This is a genomic window from Burkholderia sp. Ax-1724 (genome assembly GCF_011752995.1).
Lineage (GTDB): Bacteria > Pseudomonadota > Gammaproteobacteria > Burkholderiales > Burkholderiaceae > Paraburkholderia.
This window is the reverse complement of sequence record NZ_VWWL01000006.1, coordinates 1-16,956: the sequence shown is the minus strand read 5'-3', so window position 1 is coordinate 16,956 and position 16,956 is coordinate 1. Positions and strand designations below refer to the sequence as shown.

General features: G+C 60.5%; 12 protein-coding genes and 5 pseudogenes. 9 read left to right on the top strand and 8 right to left on the bottom strand.

Features of this window, described 5'->3' with window-relative positions; translation table 11 throughout:
• Positions 1-23: 23 nt before the first annotated feature.
• From F3J19_RS09155 to F3J19_RS09125, 7 genes and pseudogenes are all read right to left on the bottom strand, one after another.
• Positions 24-1,178, bottom strand: coding sequence for a DUF2827 domain-containing protein (locus tag F3J19_RS09155; protein ID WP_167039981.1), 1,155 nt, complete (start codon positions 1,176-1,178; stop codon positions 24-26).
• Positions 1,175-1,795 (bottom strand): hypothetical protein, encoded by a 621-nt coding sequence (locus F3J19_RS09150; RefSeq protein ID WP_167039979.1) that lies wholly within the window; start codon positions 1,793-1,795, stop codon positions 1,175-1,177. The genes F3J19_RS09155 and F3J19_RS09150 overlap by 4 nt, the downstream gene beginning before the upstream one ends.
• A 17-nt stretch (positions 1,796-1,812) precedes the next feature.
• Positions 1,813-2,943, bottom strand: a complete 1,131-nt coding sequence (locus F3J19_RS09145; protein ID WP_167039977.1) for a DUF2827 domain-containing protein — start codon at positions 2,941-2,943, stop codon at positions 1,813-1,815.
• Positions 2,937-4,082, bottom strand: coding sequence for a DUF2827 family protein (locus F3J19_RS09140; protein WP_167039975.1), 1,146 nt, complete (start codon positions 4,080-4,082; stop codon positions 2,937-2,939). Before F3J19_RS09140 ends, F3J19_RS09145 begins: the two co-directional genes overlap by 7 nt.
• Positions 4,083-4,329: 247 nt before the next feature.
• Entirely contained in the window at positions 4,330-5,031 is a 702-nt protein-coding gene (locus F3J19_RS09135) for an OmpA family protein (protein WP_167039973.1), read from the bottom strand.
• A 95-nt stretch (positions 5,032-5,126) separates the two neighbouring features.
• Positions 5,127-8,489, bottom strand: coding sequence for a YadA-like family protein (locus F3J19_RS09130; RefSeq protein WP_167039971.1), 3,363 nt, complete (start codon positions 8,487-8,489; stop codon positions 5,127-5,129).
• Positions 8,490-8,562: 73 nt separating this feature from the next.
• Positions 8,563-9,109: pseudogene (locus F3J19_RS09125) on the bottom strand (transposase); the annotation flags it as partial.
• Between F3J19_RS09125 and F3J19_RS09120 the strand changes: the two are divergent.
• The 9 genes and pseudogenes from F3J19_RS09120 to F3J19_RS09080 form a co-directional block, all read left to right on the top strand.
• Positions 9,090-10,187, top strand: a pseudogene (locus tag F3J19_RS09120) (IS3 family transposase); the annotation flags it as partial. The pseudogenes F3J19_RS09125 and F3J19_RS09120 sit on opposite strands and share 20 nt — an antisense overlap.
• A gap of 617 nt (positions 10,188-10,804) precedes the next feature.
• A pseudogene (locus tag F3J19_RS09115) lies at positions 10,805-10,993 on the top strand (transposase); the annotation flags it as partial.
• Positions 10,994-10,996: 3 nt separating this feature from the next.
• A pseudogene (locus F3J19_RS09110) lies at positions 10,997-11,735 on the top strand (IS5 family transposase); the annotation flags it as partial.
• Positions 11,732-12,148: an L-alanine exporter AlaE gene (gene alaE, locus F3J19_RS09105; RefSeq protein WP_167039969.1), complete on the top strand. Its 417-nt coding sequence runs from the start codon at positions 11,732-11,734 to the stop codon at positions 12,146-12,148. The pseudogene F3J19_RS09110 and the gene alaE, both read left to right, overlap by 4 nt.
• Positions 12,149-12,547: 399 nt before the next feature.
• Positions 12,548-13,009, top strand: coding sequence for a 2,4'-dihydroxyacetophenone dioxygenase family protein (locus F3J19_RS09100; RefSeq protein WP_240158847.1), 462 nt, complete (start codon positions 12,548-12,550; stop codon positions 13,007-13,009).
• 28 nt (positions 13,010-13,037) lie between these two features.
• On the top strand, positions 13,038-13,394 hold the full coding sequence (locus tag F3J19_RS09095; RefSeq protein WP_167039967.1) for a nuclear transport factor 2 family protein: 357 nt from the start codon (positions 13,038-13,040) through the stop codon (positions 13,392-13,394).
• A gap of 71 nt (positions 13,395-13,465) precedes the next feature.
• On the top strand, positions 13,466-14,281 hold the full coding sequence (locus F3J19_RS09090) for an SDR family oxidoreductase (protein WP_167039965.1): 816 nt from the start codon (positions 13,466-13,468) through the stop codon (positions 14,279-14,281).
• Positions 14,282-14,328: 47 nt separating this feature from the next.
• Positions 14,329-15,126 carry an SDR family oxidoreductase gene (locus tag F3J19_RS09085; protein WP_167039963.1) on the top strand — a complete coding sequence of 266 codons (798 nt, stop codon included), beginning with the start codon at positions 14,329-14,331 and terminating at the stop codon, positions 15,124-15,126.
• A gap of 90 nt (positions 15,127-15,216) precedes the next feature.
• Positions 15,217-15,333: pseudogene (locus tag F3J19_RS09080) on the top strand (lactoylglutathione lyase); the annotation flags it as partial.
• A 188-nt stretch (positions 15,334-15,521) separates the two neighbouring features.
• Here the strand turns inward: F3J19_RS09080 and F3J19_RS09075 are convergent.
• The gene (locus F3J19_RS09075; RefSeq protein WP_167039961.1) at positions 15,522-16,502 is read right to left on the bottom strand and encodes a helix-turn-helix domain-containing protein; all 981 of its coding nucleotides are present in this window, start codon (positions 16,500-16,502) and stop codon (positions 15,522-15,524) included.
• Positions 16,503-16,956 lie beyond the last annotated feature (454 nt).

Below are 16,956 nucleotides of genomic sequence, written 5' to 3'. Positions count from 1 at the left end.
TCCCGGCTTTCCGCGCCAGCCATTTATCTGCTGTTCAGCTGCAGCAGCAACCCGTCATAGCGCGCCACGACTTCGGCGTTCGTCGACAGATAGCGCGCGATGATGCGGCGCTGACGGTCCCGATACCCTTCCCAGTCGGCATCGTGATGGCGGATCGCCTGCACGAGCTGGCGCGCGCCTTCGTCGACGTCGTTACCGGCGTAGTAGTAGCCGAGCTCGCGGCACAGTTGCGCGTTGTGCACGAACGGATAGCCGTTCCAGCACACGTCGAAGTAGAAGTAGTTCAGTGCCAGCCCCCATTGATGGGACACGACGATGTCCGTATGTTCCGCGAGAAACTCCGGTGTCTCGAAGTGACCGACGAAACTCGCCTTGCGGTCGCGCACGAGGTCCAGATAACGCGCGATGCCGATGAACTCGGGGCACTGCGTCGCGAGACGTTCCGCATTGGTGACGTGCAGATGCGAAATCCCGTCGCCGACGATCCGGTACGCGTTCTCCGCGATCAGCATCGGATAGAGGCAGAACTTCAGCACGTCGAGATTCGCCTCCATGACGGAGAGCCGGCGCGGCCCCCTGGCGGGGCGGTATTCGCCGTGATGAGGCAGCTCGCGCGTGCGCGCTTCGATGCACATCGGGTCCCAGACGAACGGCACTTCGCGCGCCGGACAGCGGCGCAAGGTCCTGAAGAACGGCAGGCTCGTCTCGACCACCTGGGGAATGACCCAGACCTCGTCGTAGCATTGATTGATGAAGATCGAGTCGGCCATCCTGCGGTTGAAGATCATCGCTTCCATCAGCTGCACGTATTCCGGCCCGCAGCAGTAGCTGACGAGCTTCGTGCCGCGCGCCCTGATGTACCCGGTCTGACCGGCATTGATCTGGCCGCCGAGCTCGATCAGGACGTCGAGGCTGTCCTTGACGTCCTCGAAGCGCCGCACCGGGCAGCGTTCGAGATCCCACGGCAGCTTCGCCGTAATCGCCACCGAAGTCGTGTTGACGAGCACCACCTGGTGGCGCAGCGGCGAATGCTGGAACACCCGCATCAGGTACAGCGCATTCTGTTTGATGCCGTTGACCCACAGGCTCTCGGCCTCATGGTGCAGGCCGATCGTGATGCCGATCCGCAGCGGGCGCGGGCCGGGAGCTTCGTGCTCCGAAGCATGCAGTGCGTTCATTGTGCGGCCTCCCGCGGGAATTGCACCTGACGGCGCAGGATCAGGCACGAAGGCGGCGTGTCGACGAGCACGACGGCCTCGCGCGGATGCGCCGCTTCGGTATAGACCATGACGGATCTGACGAGCGGCGTGGCGCGATAGCCGCTCAGTTCGCTGCGCGCCACCTGTGCGCAGGGCAACGGTGCGCTGGAAATACGCTCGGCCACGACCGAACAGCCGCCGCCGGCGCCCGGCACCGTGACGAGCGACAGCAACGCCGACGATTGCGGAAAGGCGATGCCGGACAGCGAGAAGAACGGCCCGGTATCGGGACCCGAGCGCTGCCAGTCGAGCAGCACGTCCGCTCGCGAGGCGCGGTCGAATACGCGCGCCGAGATCTGCGCGACGGCGTCGTAACAGCGGTGGATGCCGATTTCCTGCGCGGCCTGTGCGAGCACGGTGCCGGCTGCGGGTCTCGCGGCCGGCCCGTTGGCGGGACCGGCGACGGGGCCAGCGACAGGGCCCGCGACAGGACCGGCCGCGGGCAGCGGCTGCGCCTGCGCGAAACCGGCCGGTTGCACGGCCGCCCATGCGAGCGCCAGCGCGAAGCCCGCGGCCATCGCGGTACGGGAAGGCATACGACGTTTCGTGTTCATCATGCCCCCTCGCAAACCGCGGCGAGCGCCGCGCTGTACTGCTCGACGTTGGCGGGCAACTCCGGGTCCAGCGAGGCGAGAAAGTCTCCCGCCTCGCGGCGGTAGTCGTCCAGTCTCAGGTCATGCTCCGCGAACGCGCGCCGCAACGCGAGCGCGCCGTCCTGACAGTCGAAGCCGTCGTAGCGATAGCCGCAATGGCCGATCAGCGTGGAGTTGTGAATCAGCGGATAGCCGCCGTACAACGCCTCGTAGTACAGATAGTTCTGGGCGTTTTCCCATTGATGCGAGATCACCGCATCGGCCTGCACGGTCAGGATCTCGTAGACCGGCAATCTCGGCTCGTAGGTCGCCCGCCCGTGCTGCGTCAGATCGAGACTGCGCGCGAAGCCGACAAAGGAGGCCTCTTCCTTGAGCGGCATCGCATTGAACACGCGCAGATACTCGACGCATTCCGGGTCCTGCCGGTACGCGAGATCCGCAATCAGCATCGCGATATGCGCCGTCTTGACCATGCAGATGTTCGGTTCGAGAATCGCGAGGCGCCAGCGCGAGCGGCCCGCTACATAGCCGAACGTGCCACCGGCGTGGGCCGGCTTCAGCGAACGCTCCAGCAGCGCCGGATTCCACAGGTGCTGCATGACCTTCACCGGCGCGCGCGAGCCGGCCTCGTAATAGCCGGTGCAGGTCTTCGCGAAGGCGGGCAGCGTCCAGATCGCGCTGTACGGCGTGCCGGAGAACAGCAGCCCGTGCGACATGCCGAACATCATCCGCTCGATGTCGATCACATAGTCGTTCGCGACGCGCATGCCGATCACGCGGCCGCCGCGGTCGCAGAAGCTGCGCGCCCAGTCCGGATTCAGCTGCGCGCTCAGTTCGATCACGACGTCGAGCTGTTCCCGCGCGGTATCGAGATCGATGACGGGCACCGGCGAATGTTCGAGAAACGACTTCGCATCCGACGGGTTGCCGTCGCCGCCGTTGACGAGGCAAGCCGCCTCGACGACCGGCGATTGCCGCAGCAGCATCGCAAGGAAGTAGCAGTTCTGGAAGATGCCGTTCTCCCAGATCGATTGCTCGCCGGCACGCAGAAAAATCGTGATGCCGACCTTGATGCGCTGGCGCTTCAGCATGCTGCACCTCCGCGATGAGCGCGGGCGGTTACGTGAAGCAGCTGCTGGAAATAGCGGGTGCCGTTCCCGGGTGCGAGCGGGTGCAGTCCGGCGAGAAATTCGCGCGCGCGGCGCTTATAGTCCGCGAAGCCCGCATCATGCTGGCGTGCCGCGCGAAGGAACGCCTGCGCGCCGGCCTGCACGTCGAACTCCGGGTAGTAGTAGCCGAGGCCGGAGAGCCACGCCGAGTTGTGGACGAGCGGATAACCGCCGTACAGCGCATCCAGATGCAGATTGTTCTGGTCGTTCTGCCATTGATGCGAGACGACCGCGTCGGCGGCCCGGCTCATGAAGTCGACGAAGCCGTGCCGGTGGTCGACATGCACGCGGCCCGCGCGATTCAGTTCGAGCGAATCGCGCATGAACGAAAACGTCGGATGCTGCTCGAACTGGGCGCTGTTGAGCACGCTCAGACCGGCAATCGCGCCGGGCTCGGCGCGAAACGCCATGTCGCAGAGCAGCACGGGAATCATGCAGCACTTCACGACGGAGATGTTCGGCTCGAAAATCGCGGCGCGCAGCGCGCGCGGCGTGTCGGTGGAAGCGCTCGCCGGCTCGAATCCGAAGCGCTGCCCTGCGTCGCCCAGCAGACGGGCGCGCCCGTCGATGAACATCGGGTCCCACAGATACGGCACCTCGACGACCGGGCAGCGATGCAGCGTTTCGAGCATCGGCCGGAAGACGCGGTCCTTGGGCAGAATCCAGATCTCGTCGCAGCGGTCCGCGCGCGCGAAATAGCCGCCCCGCCTGAACACGCCCGGCTCGACCAATCCGGCATACGGCTGCCCGCAGCAGAAATAGACGACGCGCCTGCCGCGCGCCCGAAAATAATCGAGCCACTCGATATCGAGCCCGCCGCTCATTTCGATCGCGACGTCGATCAGCTCGGTCGCCTCTCTGGCCGGCAGCAGCTTCAGGTCCGGCAGTAACGCCCGGACGTCGTCGGGCAGGCGCGGCCCGGGTCCGCAATTGAGCAGCACGACGTCCCGGACCGCCGGCAAGGCCCGCAGCAGCTTCGCGAGGAAGAACACGTTCTGCCCCAGCCCGTTGTCCCATACAGTCTGGCCATTCCGGGTGGCCAGCGAGATGCCAATACGCATGTTGTTTCCGCCTTCTGAAGGTCAGTCCTCGTGTTTTTTTGTGTGTTCCGATACTTCTCGTGCGTAGCCCGACGGATCGGGCGGTGCCGCCCTGTCCATCGACGGCCCCCGGTCATGACGCCCCCGCTGCGTCGACTGCGAATAAAAAAGAGGATCGAACCGGAGAATCGACCCCCAAACCTCAGGTAACTTCCGGACATACACGAGGACATCATCCGGAAGCAAGGAGTCCCGAGGGGTTAGCCTGCTAGTTTCCCGACAACGTGATCCCGACACGCCGGTTCTGTGCCCGGCCGTCGGCCGTCGCATTCGTCGCGACGGGATGCGTCCTGCCATGGCCCTGAACGTCGAACCGCGCCGCGTTCAGCCCGTGCGACTTCAGGTAGTCCGCCACCGTCCGCGCGCGTGCCTGCGACAGACGCAGGTTGTAGGCCGGCGAGCCGATACCGTCGGTGTAGCCGTCGATCGCGACCGTGCCGAAGCTCATGCCTTGCGCGTTTGCAACCAGCTTGTCGAGCTGAGCCTTAGCGGCTGGAGTCAGCGTCGCCTCGTTGAAATCGAAATTGGCATCGCCTGCCAGCGTGACGTGCGTCGGCAGGGGGGCCGGCGCGGGGACGGCAGCGGGGACAACAGCGGGCGCGGCCGTGGACGGCTGCGGTGCCGGTGCGCCGCACTGGAATATCAGCTTGCGAAAGTCCGGCTTGCCGTCCGTGGTCGTCGAGCCCAGCGGTGCCGCGCCCTCGAGCGGACGCACGGCCTCGTCATGGCAGATCTCGCGCGCCTTGCGATAGCAGGTTTCCGCGCTTTCGAGCAGGCCGCTGCACTCGACCCGATAGGTCTGCTGGCCGTCCTGCCGGTCGACCGACCAGGCGCTGAACGACGGCCCTGACGCGGACGAGCAACCGGCGAGAGCAACCATCGCCGCTACGCACAACATCGTGTTACGCATGTTGAACCTCATGTTTCATGTCGTTTATCTTCCATCGCGGGGATGCCGCTGAACCGGCGGGGGCCAGGCGAAACGCCCGGCACCCGCGCGGCGCCTTACCACTGGTAGCCCACCCCGACCCCGTACGTGCTGCCCGCGCTGCTCACCCCGACACCGCCCTTGATCTTCACGTTCTCGGTGATGCGGGCCGTGAAGCCGAGCGCAACCGCTCCGTAGCCCTGATAGGCGCCGGTGCCGATACCGACGGCGATGGTCTTGTCCTTGTCGACGTCCGGAATCATCGTCAGTGCCGTGGCACCGGCCACACCCGAGTAGGCCGTTCGCGCGACGGACGACACGGAGTTCTGGAGCGAATTGAACTGGGACATGTTCACCGCGTCGGTCGGGTTGACACCCGGTGCGACATTGGTGATCCGGCGCCCGTTACCCGGCGAGCCGACCGAGACCGTGTTGTCCTCGCTGGCGACGGAACCCGCGCCGAGCGCGACCGAGTTCTGGCCGCTCGCCGACGCATTGGCACCGAGCGCGACGCTGTTCGTGCCGCTGCCGAGCGCGTTCGCGCCGATCACTGTCGCACCGTCCGCGGATGCACTGGCGCTGGAGCCGAGAGCGATGCCGCCCGCGCCCGCCGCCGTTGCATTGACGCCCATGGCCATCGAGTTGACGCCGCTGGCCCCGTCGTCGTTGTAGTTGCTGCCCTGTGTGCCGTTGTCGTTCACGCTGTAGTAGTGCGTGCGGGTGGTCGAGACGACTGTCGACAGGGAGGAGACGTTGCTGCTGGTCGTGCTCAGGCCGGTGGACAGGGCGTTGACGACCGATGAGGTTGAGGTGGACAGCGAGGCGACGTTGCTGTTCGTCGTGCTCAGGCCGGTCGACAGGGAGCTGGCTACTGTTGAGGACGAGGTCGACAGTGAGGCCACGTTGCTGTTCGTCGTGCTCAGGCCGGTCGAGAGTGAACTGGCTACTGTTGAGGACGAGGTCGATAGCGAGGCGACGTTGCTGTTCGTCGTGCTCAGGCCGGTCGAGAGTGAACTTGCCACTGTCGAGGACGAGGTCGACAACGACGCCACATTGCTGTTCGTCGTGCTCAGGCCACTCGACAGCGACGCCACGTTGCTGGTCGTCGCGCTGATGGTTGTCGATAACGACGCCACGTTGCTGTTGGTCGTGCTCAGACCGGTGGACAGCGAGCTTTCTACCGTCGAGCTCGAAGTCGACAGCGAGGCGACGTTGCTGTTGGTCGTGCTCAAACCCGTCGACAGCGAGCTTTCCACCGTCGACGCCGAGGTCGACAGCGAGGCCACATTGCTGTTCGTCGTGCTCAGACCTGTCGACAGCGAACTCACCGCGGTCGACGTCGACGTCGACAAACTGCCGACAGCCTGATTAGTCGCATACAGTTGCGATCCGTTGATCGCATCGGTGCTCGTTTCCGTCACCTGTCCCGCTGCGACATTTGTAATCTGACGCTCCGCGTCCTGCGTCCCGACACTCACGACACTCGTCGGATTAGTACCCGCATAGGCATAGGTCGTACCACCTACCGTCCCGCTGGAAGTTGGATGAGGTACGTCGGTGATCGATCCCGAGCCGAGCGCCACGTCGCCCGAACTCGCCGTAGCTGTCGCACCATTGCCGATCGCGACGCTTCCTGTGGTGGACGTCGAAGTACCAGCGATTGTGTTTTGACCGAGTGCAACCGAACCCGGTCCTTGTGCCGTGTTCGTGTTGCCAATCGCCAGCGCGCCATCGCCGCTTGCCGTGTTGTTAGCCCCCAGCGCTGCAGCGCCCGTCCCGGTTGCAGTATTCGGATCACCAAGCGCGATCGCCCCGCTACCTGAAGCGGTCTGACCTTCCCCCAGTGCAATCGCGCCAGATCCCGACGCCACGGTCGAGTTATGACCACCCGCAATCGATCCCGGTCCGGCAGTTGTACTTACGGTGTTGCCGTCCCCAATCGCGACCGTTGAAGCCGCTGCGGCAGTAGACTGATGACCGATCGCCACGCTCTGATCGCCGGCTGCATTGACAGCATTGCCTACAGCCGTTGCACCGGCACCGCTGGTGATGGCATCCACACCCGCAGAGAGTGCATTGATGCCGGTCGCACCATCATTGTTGTAATTGCCGCCCTGAACACCGTTGTCGTTGACGCTGTAATAATGCGTGCGCGTAGCCGATACAACCGTCGACAGCGACGACACATTGCTGTTCGTTGTGCTCAGACCCGTCGACAACGAACTTACACCAGTGGACAGCGAACTCTCCGTCGTCGAGGTAGACGTCGACAGCGACGACACGTTGCTGTTGGTCGTACTCAGGCCCGTCGACAGCGAGCTTTCCACCGTCGACGCCGAGGTCGACAGCGACGACACGTTGCTGTTGGTCGTACTCAGACCTGTCGACAGCGAACTCACCGCGGTCGACGTCGACGTCGACAAACTGCCGACAGCCTGATTAGTCGCATACAGTTGCGATCCGTTGATCGCGTCCGTGCTCGCAGCACTGACTCGTCCGGCTGCGACGTTGGTGATTTGACGCTCCGCGCCCGATACGCCGACACTTACCACGCTCGTCGGATTGGCTCCCGCATAGTTGTACGTCACGTCCCCAACCGTGCCCGTCGCAGTCGCATTCGGTCCCGCCGTCACCGATCCCGAACCCAATGCGACATCACCCGAGTTCGCTACCGCCGTCGCACCCTTGCCGATTGCAGTACCGTTCGCGCCCGCCGTAGCCCCATCCCCCTGTGCTATGCCGTATGCTCCCGTGACCGCCGCCGCACGGCCAACTGCAACGCCCGAAGTCGCCGCAGCTGCAACGGACGACTGGCCGCCGAGGGCGATCGAATCCGATGCGGCCGCCTGCGCCCCCTTCGTCGCATTGCTACCGATCGCGATCGCGCCAGAACCTGACGCGATGACGGAATTAGCTTGCGACAACGGCGTCGTACCGTTACCACCCGCACCACCAATTGCAACTGAATTCAACGCATTGGCAGTCGAACCGAAGCCAAGCGCAGTAGCCGCTGTGCCGCTCGCGGTCGATTCAAGACCCGCCGCCGTCCCGAACAGTCCCGCGGACGACAGCAGGCCAGAAACTGTCGCACCGGTACCCGTTGCCTTGGCAAACGCACCCGATACCGTTACCCCCAAATTTCCGTTGCCGCTTGAGTTACAACCAACCACCATCGAATAGGTACCCGATCCATCCGCGGCATTACTCGACGTTGGTCCTGGATTGACGCGACCAACTACACCCGAACTTCCGGTATTGCACGACTGCACTGTATTGACAGTATTTGCATTGGCAAGCGAAGGTATCCCGATCACCAATGCCGTAATAACAGTGGCAACAACCGAAGACTTGTTCGGCTTGCCACGCGCCGAATCGATTTCCGATGTCGCAACCCATGTACCAAGCGCGTCATTCCAGATGACGCGGTAGATCCGGTTCATATTATTAGCACTCCGATATTTTATATGTAAAAATTACTACTTTCGTTTTTCGTCCCAGCCACTTTAGAGCGTGTTAAATACCTTGAAGTACTGGCACGGCGTGGACAGGCATGAGCATGGCGAAGACGATGAAGCGCCTGCCTGCGAGGGTCTCGGGCAGGCGCTCGCAATCGCGTGCCAGTCGCCTGAAGCGATTCAGCTATCCGAAGCTGGGCTCGACCACCCAGCGATGGGGCAGCAGCACGAAGCCTTTCTTTGCCTCGGGCAATCTGATGACCTGCAACTCCATACCTTCGGCGTGTGCGGCCTGCGCAACTGTGTCGCCGATATAGCCTTGGTCTGCAAAGGCGTGTTTTACCGTTTGCCCCGTGACGTACTCAAGCTGGCGGGCAAGCTCGTCGACCTGTGCGCGCTCCTGTTCGTTGGTGGGCGTAACGTGTACAGCGAGCAGCAGGCCCAGCGTGTCGACGGCCATATGAACCTTGCTGCCCCGCCTGCGCTTGTGAGAGCCATAGCCCGCGCACGGTCCGCTTTTGCGCGTGGACTGCAACGTGCGGCAATCGAGAATGACCCTGCTGCGCCACGCGCTGCACCGAGCGCAAATCGTTGACCATCCAGCACGGCGTGACCCCGAACCAGTTGTTCCACTGGCGCACGCTGTACCAGGACAGGAGCCTGTTGGCGGTCGAGGTTTGCGAGGGAGTGGTTCCCGCATCGGAGCGGGCCGATGCATTCAAACAGATTCGCGAGCTGCAGCGGATGCTTGGCAAAAAGACGATGGAGGACGAGATTCCCCGCGAAGCGGTCGAGTATGGTCCTGCAAAAAAATGGATGGCGTACTCGCCGTCGCTGCCGGAGGATGAGCGGTGAAACTGGTTTGTGAAGTTTCCGGCGTGTCGCGCCCGAACGTATCGGTACGCCGGGGGGGCGCGGCCACATGGCGCGATGGGCGGTAATCCAGGCAGACCGATGATGCGGTGGTGGTCGAAGAAATCCGCCGGGTTGTTGGTGATTTGCCCAGCTATGGCTATCGCCGCGTCTGGGAAGCGTTGCGCAATGAACGCGTTGCTGCCGGACAGGTACCGCTCAATGTGAAGCGCATCTATCGCGTCATGCGTGCGCATGGTCTGCTGATGCAACGCCGCCTGACTCAGCCTCGGTCGCAACGTCGGCACGATGGCAAGGTGGCCGTGGCGCGCAGCAACCAGCGTTGTTCGGACGGCATCGAGTTCCGTTGCGATAACGGCGAACCGCTGCGCGTGACGTTCGCGCTGCACTGCTGTGATCGTAAAGTAATGAACTGGGCGGCCACGACGGCGGGCCGCAGCGGCGACATCGTATGTGACGTGATGCTTGCTGCAGTGGAAAATCGGTTTGGCAATGCGTTGCATACACCGTCCGAAATCGAGTGGCTGACCGACAATGGTTCGGGCTACACGGCCGACGACACGCGCCGGTTCGCAGTGGTCATCGGCCTGAAGCCATTGACCACGCCGGTGCGCAGCCCACAAAGTAACGGGATGGCCGAGAGCTCCGTGAAGGCCATGAAACGCGATGACGTCGCCTTCATGTGAAAGCCAGACGCGGCGACTGCGGCACGCAATCTGTACCATCGCGGTCGAGAATTACAACGAGAAGCATCCCCATAGCGCGCTGAAATACCGCTCGCCTCGCGAGTTCCGGCGCTCGATGGATTCAGTAATCCTTACTGTGATGCTGTGTCCGATCCTGCTGGGTCAAGTCCAATTCCGCCAGGTTTCCACGTTTGGCTGAAAGCGCCTAACACGCTCTAGGAATATTTAATACAGACTAATCTGGCTTACGGAAATTTTCAAGCTAGTTGTCACCTCAACAATTTAATTTCAGGCGGCCTTCTTCTCTTGATGACGGTTTGGGGCGACGCCCTGGTTGTCTCTGCGATCCGGGAGATAGGGTTGGCCGGCTGGAAGAGGAAAAAAGTACGTACACGGTAATTTGTTCTCTCCGAAGCATCTTAACGGTGATCTTTGCTATTGAGATTACCCGTTAGATTCGGTGATTCTGAAGATCTTATGATTGATTGACAGGGTGCCGTTGCTTTCCTGGTATTATCATAAATGACGTATACGTACAATAAGTGTTGGTTCCGGGTGATCGGTGCGTGGCTTATGCGCTTCGCAGGTAGTGCGTCACGGCTGGTTTGCCATCAGTACATTTTCCTGTCTCAAATGCGGCGGCTGGCTATGGTGGTAAAAATCAATGTAGTACACCTGCAGTGGTAATCCCCCCGAAGAACCACTGGGATCGGAAGTAGAGTTTTCTCGTTGAGGGACAGAATGAAGAAGTCGAGATTCACGGACAGCCAGATCATGGGCGCGCTCAAGCGCGTAGATGTTGGACTGGCGGTGCCGGAGCTGTGCCGGGAGTTGGGTATCAGCACAGCGACGTTCTACAAATGGCGCTCGAAGTACGGCGGCATGGACGTGTCGCTGATCGCGCGGATGAAGGAACTGGAAGCCGGGAACATGCCGCAGCGGCGATACGGATTGCGCGAGATGTTCAACGCATTGCGCTGGATGGCGCGAGCCGGTGCGTCCTGAAGAATGCTGCCGACCAACTTCCTGCCTTGGGAACAGGTCTATCAGCAAACGCAACGCTGGTTGAACGCGGGTTGCTTTGAGACAATGGTCAACGACTTGCGTTCGGCGCCGCGCGTGGTGCAACAGCGTCAGGAGCAACCCAGCGTGGTTATCCTGGATGGACGTACGCTGCAGTCCACATGCGAAAGCTGTCCGCGCGTGTTACGACGGGCATAAACGCAAGCGCGGAAGCAAGATCCATATGACTGTCGATACACTGGGCCTGCTGCTCGCAGCGCACATTACGCCGGCCAACGAGCAAGAGCGCGCACAGGTAGCCGAGCCGGCGCGTCAGCTCCAACACGTAACCGGACAGACGGTAAAACTTACATTCGCTGACCAGGGTTATACGGATAACACCGCTGCACAGGCTGCACGTGAAGAAGGCATTGAGTTGCAAGTCATCAAGCTCCCGAGGCGAAGAAGGGTTTCGTGCCGTGGCTTCGCAGCTGGGCTGGGTGGTCGAACGAAGCTTCGGCTGGCTCAACCGCTTCAGGCGGCTGCACGCGACTACGAACGCTTGCCCGAAACCTGGACAGGCTTGCACTTTGTCGTCTTCGCCATGCCCATGCTCGTTCATACTGGACCGATTATGCAAAGTGCCCAACCCGCCCTAGGGGGAGCATGAGACGCTATCTTGCCGACACATTTGCAATGGTGATTTTTTCGATTGCCATAGGTGCTTTCGTTGAGATTGTCATCACGGGGCTCACGATAGAGCAAACCATCAAAATACGTGCTGCTGCCATACCAGTCTCGTTGTTAGTTGGAAGGCCATACGGAATTTATAGGGACTGGGTGTTCAGGCGACTAGGTAGTGCAGAAAAGACGCCGCTACAAGAAATCCTGCTGGATACCTTCATCAATTTGACGTTCCAGATTCCTCTTTATTCACTGATATTGGCATTGAATGGCGCCAGGTTTTTGCAGATTCTTACGGCAGTCAGTTCAATTCTTGTCATCGTTGGTCTTTCCGGTCGCCCCTACGGCATTTTCCTAAGAGGATGTCGGCGATTGTTTAAAGTACCTGACACGCTCTAAGACCTCAAGTAATAGCTTCTGCTTGAGCGCAGTACATTCCGGCGCTGCCTCAATCACGAGGTTCGCGCCTGAAACCGATTCTGCGAGATCGCAACACAAATGGACTTTTATTTGTTCGATCATCCGTGTGAATCTCAACCTCGCCCTGGACACGGAAATTCTGACGCCTCCCGGCGTCGTTATACGGCGCACAACGTGAAGCTCCGCGCTTCTTTCACCACGCGAACCGGGCGCTTTCGATGCCTGGGTGGTTTTCGCAACTCACAGAGTTGCTCGACTGCACTCCCGTTCAACGGGTCTTGCGCTGCCGTGCAATTGCACCACGCAACATCCACATATTCTTGAGTCACACCGTAACCCACCCCGGCTATCGGCCCGAACAGACTTAAGGAGGCAGTCATGCAAATGACAACCGAATCAGCACTGAAAATCAAGCCACACGTGCCCGAAGAAGCAGTGCAACTTGACGATATTCCCTGGAAACCGTTTCCCGATGCGCTGTCCGTCGGTGGCATCCGCTGGAAATTCTTGCACGCATCGCCGGAAATGGGTGGATGGACGGCAATCTTCGATTGTCCTGCAGGCTCTTCGTTCAACGCACACTTTCACGTCGGGCCGGGCGAATACTTCCTTACCAGGGGTCGGATGGACGTGCGCGGTGGCGCCGAACAGGGTGGCGACACTGTCGTCGCACCCGCGTATGGCTACGAATCGGCGAACGCCCGTCACGACAAGACGTATTTCCCTGTCGATTCCGAGTTCTACATGACGTTCCTCGGGCCCCTCGAATTCATCAAGGAAGATGGGACTCCCATCGTCGTTGTGACGTGGGACGAAGCCCAGCGTGCCTACATCGACTAGAAAATTTGCACTCAACGCAGAGGTCAACATGTCAGTCACCACCGTTCCGGCTGCCGCAGCAACCAGCCAGATTTTCGACCACCATCTCGGTGCATTCGCGCAGGGTCTCGACGAACTCCTGAAGGACTACGACGACGGTTCCGTCATCGTCACGCCTGAGAAGACCTATCGCGGCACTACGGAAATCCGCGGCTTCTTTAAGGCATTTCTCGATGATGCCCAGCCAGCATTCTGGGACGCATTCAAGGTCACCAGCAAGAGTACGGAGGGTGAAATCGCCTACCTCGCCTGGGAAGCCCGGCCATTCATCGAACTGGCGACCGACACGCTTTACGTCAGGAACGGGAAGATTGCGGTCCAGACGTTTACTGCATTTTCGGGCTGACTGCAAAGAGGCTGCGATGGGCGAGCGCGAAGCCTGCGTTCGATGCCGGTAAAACATCTTGGGAGACAGGCATGGCAGGGAAACTCGAAGGCCGCACCGCGGTCGTTACGGGCGCCAGTTCCGGGAACGGTCGCGCGATTGCAGTGGCCCTGGCGCGGGAGGGCGCTCACGTGGTGTGCTCCGACCTGAAGAAACAGGCGCTGCCGGGTGGCTACGAAAAAGACCTCGAAGTCGATACCGACGCGCTCATCAGTCAGAACGGTGGGAAAGCGACGTTCATCGCGGCAGATGCGAGTAAGGCCGTAGACGTGCAGAACGTCGTCGCTGATGCGGTAGAAAAGTTTGGCAGGCTCGACATCATGGTGAACAACGCGGGCGTGTTCACCGGTTTGCACAACATCATCGACGAAACCGAAGAGCAATACGACTTCACGATGAACGTCAACGCCAAGGGTGTGTGGCTGGGGTGTAAATATGCCATCACGCAGTTCATGAAGCAGGAGCCGATTAAAAGCTCGACCGGTGCCGAACTGCGGGGCCGTATCGTGAACATCGCGTCCATTGGCGGCCTGGTCGGACTCGCACTCGAGCCTGCTTACTGTGCCTCCAAGGGGGCGGTGGTCAACCTGACACGTGAGCTCGCAATCGATTTCGCGCCGGAGCGAATCAACGTCAATGCCATTTGCCCAGGTTTCCTCGCAACGGCGATGGTTCGTTCCTTCCTCGAGAAGGAAGACACCAACAAGCTTCTCCATGACCTCACACCGTGGCCACGTGTGGGAACCGCCGAAGACGTGGCACGTGCGGCGGTGTTCCTCGCGTCTGACGACGCCGAATGGATGACCGGCTCGATGCTGACCGTAGATGGTGCATTTACGGCGCGATAGCGCTCTCTGAAAAAAGGAGACATCGACCATTTCACAGGAGGAATACCATGAGCAGGTTGAAAGACAAGGTAGCTATCGTCACCGGCGCAAGTTCGGGTTTCGGCCGCGGTATTGCACTCGCGTTTGCAGCAGAAGGCGCAAAAGTCGTAGTGAGCGACATCCACGAGGAGCCGAACAAGGGCGGATTCGAGGGTAACGCGCAATTCACCACCGTTGGTGCCATCAGGGAAGCCGGCGGCCAGGCTACGTATGTATCGTGCAACGTGACAAAGCAAAACGAAGTCGCGAATCTCGTACAGGAAGCGGTGCGCGTGTACGGAGGCCTCGACGTCATCGTCAATAACGCTGGCATCTATCGGGCAGGCAAGCTGGCACACGAGTTCGCTGTCGAAGACCTCGACGCATGCTTCGACGTGAACGTGCGAGGTACGTGGTTCGGCTGCCAGGAGGCCATCAAGGTATTCCTGAGGCAGGGTCGCGGCGGCAATATCGTCAACATCGTATCGACCGCGGGCCTTCAAGGTCACCCTAATCAGTCCGTGTACAACATCTCGAAGGGGGCGGCAGCGAATCTGACGCGCTGTCTGGCCATCGAATACGGCCGCGACAAGATTCGCGTCAACGGCATCTGCCCGACTTACGCGAAGACGTCACTCACGCGTGCGCTATTCGACGACAAGGACTTCGACAAGGTGTTCACCGATGCAATACCGCTGAAGCGCTGGGGCGAAGTCGAGGACATCGCGAACCTGGCAGTCTTCCTTGCGTCGGACGAGTCGAGCTACATCCACGGCGACCTCGTTCGTATTGACGGTGGCGAAACGCTCTGCCGTTTCTCGGTCTAGGTTATTTCCACCGATACGGTTGCCATGGCTGAGTCGGTATTCGTATCTCTGGAAGCTGAGCATGCGTGCATGTCGGGGCTCAACATTAACCCGATGCCGGTGAAGGAGTTCAAGCGCGGCGACGAGATGCTTGCACGTTTTTTCTTCGTCCAGGACCCCAATGGCTACAAAATCGAAGTGCTCCAGCGAGCAGGCCACTACGTCTAACGGCGTGGGTGCCCGTATTCAATCGACGCGTGAAGTTCTGAAGAGAAGCCACGAAGACGGCCGTGACTATCTCGCCATGAACGTGCTGATAATCTTCGCGGAGAGACTCGACATGGCGAAGCCAGCGAGGCGAGTACGGGTCTGACACCGCAGGCGGCCGCGACTTCGACGGAAGCCGCCGCAAAGCATCACTCCGAAACTCCGTTCAAGCTTGTGCGCAAAGCCGAGCGGCGCATGTCGCCCGGCGACAATCCGTAGCGCTCCTTGAATGTCCGGCAAAAGTGGCTAACGGAATTGAAGCCCCATCTAAACGCGATTTCGGAAACCTGCAATCTGTGGAACGCGGGGTCGGTCAGTGCCTGTTTGCACATGTGCAGTCGACTGTTGAGGACATATCCGGATACAGTCAAATCGCTGCGCTGAAACAACATGTGCAGATACCGCAACGAAATATTGTTCGCTTCGGCGATGCGGGCCGGGTTCAGGTCTTCCTCGTGTAGGTGTCGCAGAATGAAATCCTGCACGCGCCGGAGCGTGGCCGCGCTCGCGTCGAATGTCGCTGCGGGTTGCTGGCCGGAGAGCGCGATCCCAAGAAGTTCCAGCGTCGAGCGGCTCACTGAGCCCTGAACGGTTTCGTCAAGCGAGCCAATCTGATTCGATAGTGCGAGCAGATGCACGGCGAGCAGTGAGCCAACGCCAGTGCGACTTTCAATCTTGCCACCCGATGGTGGCGTTTTACGCTCGGGTAAGCGCTCCCTCATGAGTGACCACGGAATCATGAGCGTTACCTTGTGCAGCCGTTCCAGCACTTCGAACTTGACGACCTGGTTCGTCGTCCATACCACCAGATCTCCTGAAGCCACTTCGACGCCGGAATCGCCAATCCTGAACCGCTCCCGACCTCCGGTTGTGAGCTGCACACCGACATAGAGCTCGTCGTCTCGTCGCACTTGACCGCGAGTGCGTTCACCGACACAGGGGTCGCAAATCGTTTCGACGATACCCGCGCCGGCGAAGTGATGATGCTTCACGTGGGCATAGAACGTTGCAGGTAACCGTTGAGGCACTTGCCAATCACGATAGCTCTGGCTGAGGACGTCTTCCCAGGCGTCCGTGCGGTCATTGATGGGAACTAGCTCGCTTGACCACTCGTTGGAAGCATTTGGCAATTTTGTCTCCTGTCTCTAGCTGCAGCGCCACTTCTATTGGAGGCGCTTGCGCGTCTTTTGAGCGTACTCCTCAACATACTCGCGTTCCACGGGGGCAACCCTTATCAGACATTCTATCTTCATCGATGCAATTCTTTAGGGTCGCATGAGCAATGTCCGAGGCGAGACGAGACGACGGCCGGTACCGCTATTAAGGACTCTCATGCTCGACGCTGTAGTCGAAACCGCCAGGCACTTCGAAAGACTGATCTCGACGGCTGGTCCAGGCCGAAACTCGTTGAATGGGTAAGGGGGAGGGGAAGTGATCTTTTCGCGACGAAGGCGAAGTGTTGATTTGCACGGAATCCTGACCCACGATTTGCATTGAATTCTGACCCACCCGTTGGACCAGCTTTTCGTGTTATTCAGTGGGTATTTGGGTCTTCTTTCTCTCCTTCTTTGGCTGTGTCGTGCT

Excerpts from the sequence above, each read along its gene's own strand:
- alaE (WP_167039969.1), top strand. The coding sequence starts at position 11,732 with ATGAGACGCTATCTTGCCGACACATTTGCAATGGTGATTTTTTCGATT.
- F3J19_RS09150 (WP_167039979.1), bottom strand. The coding sequence starts at position 1,795 with ATGCCTTCCCGTACCGCGATGGCCGCGGGCTTCGCGCTGGCGCTCGCA.
- F3J19_RS09090 (WP_167039965.1), top strand. The coding sequence starts at position 13,466 with ATGGCAGGGAAACTCGAAGGCCGCACCGCGGTCGTTACGGGCGCCAGT.
- F3J19_RS09100 (WP_240158847.1), top strand. The coding sequence starts at position 12,548 with ATGCAAATGACAACCGAATCAGCACTGAAAATCAAGCCACACGTGCCC.
- F3J19_RS09145 (WP_167039977.1), bottom strand. The coding sequence starts at position 2,943 with ATGCTGAAGCGCCAGCGCATCAAGGTCGGCATCACGATTTTTCTGCGT.
- F3J19_RS09135 (WP_167039973.1), bottom strand. The coding sequence starts at position 5,031 with ATGCGTAACACGATGTTGTGCGTAGCGGCGATGGTTGCTCTCGCCGGT.
- F3J19_RS09155 (WP_167039981.1), bottom strand. The coding sequence starts at position 1,178 with ATGAACGCACTGCATGCTTCGGAGCACGAAGCTCCCGGCCCGCGCCCG.
- F3J19_RS09130 (WP_167039971.1), bottom strand. The coding sequence starts at position 8,489 with ATGAACCGGATCTACCGCGTCATCTGGAATGACGCGCTTGGTACATGG.
- F3J19_RS09085 (WP_167039963.1), top strand. The coding sequence starts at position 14,329 with ATGAGCAGGTTGAAAGACAAGGTAGCTATCGTCACCGGCGCAAGTTCG.
- F3J19_RS09095 (WP_167039967.1), top strand. The coding sequence starts at position 13,038 with ATGTCAGTCACCACCGTTCCGGCTGCCGCAGCAACCAGCCAGATTTTC.
- F3J19_RS09140 (WP_167039975.1), bottom strand. The coding sequence starts at position 4,082 with ATGCGTATTGGCATCTCGCTGGCCACCCGGAATGGCCAGACTGTATGG.